We start from the raw sequence: 3,412 nt of genomic DNA on the forward strand, positions 1-3,412 counted from the left end.
CGACCAGTTGCTGTTCGACCATTTTCGGGTTCAGCGCGCGGCCGATCTCGAAGACGTTCTTCACAGTCAGCACGGTGACCTCGCCGGTCTCGTCGTCGACCTCGACCTCGGCCACGGTGCAGGCATGCGCGTAGCAGGTCGACGGCTTCATCGCGCCGGTCTCTTTCTCCGGATAGGAGCGCGGAATCAGGAACATGCCGCGGCCCGAGATCGAGCGGCCGCGCTTGAAATGCGCCGACAGCGCGACATCGAAGATCGAGATCGATTTTTGCGGGGCGCCCTTGACCAGGATGTTGCCCTGGCCGTCTGTCTCGAGGTCGGAGGCGTTCACCTCCAGTTCCTCGGCGGCCACTTCCAGCATCACCTGCCGCGCTTCCCTTGCCGCCTGGATGACGGCGTTGCCGGCGCGGTGCGTGCCGCGCGAGGCGAAGGTGCCCATGCAGTGCGGGCCGGTGTCGGTGTCGGCGGTGTCGACGACGACGCGGTCTGTCGGCACGCCGATGGTCTCGGCGCAGATCTGCGCCATGATCTGCTTCATGCCCTGCCCGAGATCGACCGATGACAGCGTCACCATGAAATTGCCTGTCGGCGTCGAGTGCACCAGTGCCTGTGTCGGGTCGCCGCCGAGGTTCATGCCGGTGGGATAGTTGATCGCGGCAACGCCGCGTCCGCGCCTGATCGCCATCTCAAGCTCCCTTCACGTAGGAGGACATCGCCAGGTACTTTTCCGCCACCGGCCAGTTGGCGGCGCGCGAAGCTTCCTGCATGCATTCGATCAGTGCGGCGCCCTCTGTCGGCTGGCGGTGCGCTTTCATATCATCGTCGCGATAGGCGTTGATGAAGCGGAATTCGAGCGGATCCATGCCGATCAGCCGCGCCAGCTTGTCCGTCTGCACCTCCAGCGCGAAATCGCCGATGGTGACGCCGAAGCCGCGCATGGCCGACGACGGCGTGCGGTTGGTGTAGACGCAGTAGGTGTCGATCCAGACGTTCGGAATAGTGTAGGGGCCGGGATAATGCCCCGCGCCCTTCTGCGCGCCATAGGGCGAGTGGCGCGAATAGGCGCCGGCATCGGTGTATCCGGTGACCTTGCGCGCGACGATGCGGCCATCTTTCATGACGCCGTCCTTGATGACGACCTTTTCAGCGGCGCGCGGCGACGAGATCTGCATCTCCTCCTCGCGGCTGTAGATAAAACAGACTGGTCGTCCTGTTAGTTTTGCGCCGAGGATGGCGATCGGCTCGACGATGACGTCGACCTTGCCGCCAAAACCGCCGCCGACTGTGCCGCCGACGAAATGCAATTTGCTGCCCGGCATCTGCAGGATGATCGAGGTGTTGTCGAGCGTGAAGAACATCGCCTGCGTGTTGGTGTAGCAGGTGAAGCGGTCATTGCCCTCGGGCGCCACCACGCAGCCGGTGGTCTCGGTCGGCGCGTGCTCGATCGGCGAAGACTGGTAGCTCTGCTCCAGTATGTGGTCGGCGCCGGCGAAGCCCGCCTCGACATCGCCGAAGCGCACCTTACGGCACTCGCCGCTATCATAGAGGTAATAATTCTGGCCGTGATATTCGTTGACCAGCGGCGCGTCGGGTTTCAGCGCCTCTTCCATGTCGAAGACGGCCGGCAGCACCTCATAGTCGACCTTGACCTTGGCTGCGGCCTCTTGTGCCGCGCGCTCGGTTTCGGCCAGCACCGCCACCACGGCCTCGCCCTTCCAGCGCACCTTGCCGTCGGCAAGCACCGTCTCGTCCTCCGGCCCGATCTGGATCAGGATCAGGATGGTGTAGACATTGTGCGGCACATCCTTGGCGGTCAGAATTTTCACCACGCCTGGATGTTTCTCCGCCTCGGAGGTGTCGATCGAGCGGATGCGGGCATGGTGATGCGGGCTGCGCACCATCTTCAGGTGCAGCATGCCGGGAAAGTTGCGGTCGGCGAAAAAGGCGGTCTTGCCGGTGACATGGCCGGGTGAATCCGAGCGCGGCCGCGGCTGGCCGATCTCGTGCAGATCATCCTTGCGGACATCGGCGAAGTAGCTCTTGCGCAGTTCCATTTTTTGTAACCTCAAGCCGCGTTCTGAGAGTTGGACCGCGCGGCGGTGAGCACCGCCTGGATGATCGGCTCGTAGCCGGTGCAGCGGCAGATGTTGCCCGACAGCGCCTCGACCACCTCGTCGCGGCTGGGATTGGGCGTGTGGTCGAGCAGCGCCTTGGCCGCCATGATCATGCCCGGCGTGCAGAAGCCGCATTGCGTGGCGAACGTGTCGAGGAAGGCGCGCTGCAACGGGTGCAGCACGCCGCCTTCCGCAAGACCGGATGTCGTGGTGATGGTTGCACCATTGCAGGTCTCGGCCAGCGTCAGGCAGGAGAGCCGGAGTTCGCCGTCGATGATGACCGAACAGGCACCACAAGTGCCCTGATGACAGCCGCCCTTCGGCGAGGTGTCACCGATCTTGTCGCGCAGCGCCTGAAGCAGCGTCGTGCCGCTGTCGATGAATTCGGCCTTTTCCGAGCCGTTGAGCGTGAATTGAACCGGAACCTTTGCCATGTTTTCCTCCCAGCGCGCCTGCCCGAACCAGCGGACAGACGCGCGCCCCCGAACAAATATTATGCGAGCAGCAACCGCCCGAGATGAACCGGCAGGACTTCGGCGCGATACCAGGCGCTGGCGATCGGGTCGGTGATGGGCGAGGTGCCATCACCGGCCGCGGCCAAGGCCGGCGCGATACCGTCAGCGGTCAGCGTTCGGCCGATCAGCGCTTTTTCCGCCGCCCTGGCGCGCATGGGCCGATCCGCCATGCAGCCGAGCGCGATCCGCGCCGAGGTCACGGAGCCATCCGACGACAGTTCCAGAGCACCGGCTATGCTGAGCACGGAGACGCCCTTGGGCTTTACCCTCGACACTTTCAGGAAGCGGAAACTGTCGGCCTTCGGAAGCGTGAAGCTCACGGAAGTGACGACGACGCGGCTGCCGCCCCGATTGGCCAGAAAAGTCTCGATCGGCGTTTCACCGTCATCGGTGCTGACCGTCGCATCGAGCGCCAGCAGGGCAACAGCGAAATCGCCATACGGGCTCGGGGCAAAAAGATTGCCGCCGACGGTCGCCATGTTGCGGATGGCCGGGCCTCCGACGGCACGGGCGGCCTTGGCGAGCGTGCCAAGCTCCGGATGGTCGGCGATCGCCGCCATCGTCACCGAAGCGCCGATGCGGACTTTATCGCCGGCAACGGCGATGGTGGACAAAGACGGCTCGGTCGACCTGACAAGGCCGGAAACCGAAACGTCGCCTTCATTGGCCGCGGGGACAACCAGCGTGCCCCCGCCGAGATAGCGTGTGCCCTGGGCTTTCAGTGCCGCGCTAGCGTCCTTCACCGTTGCAAAAGTCTGCAGTGCCAGCGCCATGGTTGGCTCC

At 64.3% G+C, this 3,412-nt stretch carries 4 protein-coding genes; all 4 read right to left on the reverse strand.

What is annotated here, in order from left to right; all coding sequences use genetic code 11:
- Positions 1-685, reverse strand: a 685-nt coding sequence (locus EN925_RS41535; protein ID WP_128337094.1) for a molybdopterin cofactor-binding domain-containing protein, incomplete at its 3' end; no start/stop codon positions are given.
- Between the two features lies 1 nt (position 686).
- Positions 687-2,054 (reverse strand): xanthine dehydrogenase family protein molybdopterin-binding subunit, encoded by a 1,368-nt coding sequence (locus tag EN925_RS41540; RefSeq protein WP_127388341.1) that lies wholly within the window; start codon positions 2,052-2,054, stop codon positions 687-689.
- Positions 2,055-2,065: 11 nt separating this feature from the next.
- Entirely contained in the window at positions 2,066-2,548 is a 483-nt protein-coding gene (locus EN925_RS28620) for a (2Fe-2S)-binding protein (RefSeq protein ID WP_127370349.1), read from the reverse strand.
- 59 nt (positions 2,549-2,607) lie between these two features.
- Positions 2,608-3,402 carry an FAD binding domain-containing protein gene (locus tag EN925_RS28625; RefSeq protein WP_128337095.1) on the reverse strand — a complete coding sequence of 265 codons (795 nt, stop codon included), beginning with the start codon at positions 3,400-3,402 and terminating at the stop codon, positions 2,608-2,610.
- Between the last annotated feature and the right edge of the window lie 10 nt (positions 3,403-3,412).

Source organism: Mesorhizobium sp. M7A.F.Ca.US.006.04.2.1, from assembly GCF_004022915.1.
In the GTDB taxonomy this organism is placed as follows: domain Bacteria; phylum Pseudomonadota; class Alphaproteobacteria; order Rhizobiales; family Rhizobiaceae; genus Mesorhizobium; species Mesorhizobium ciceri.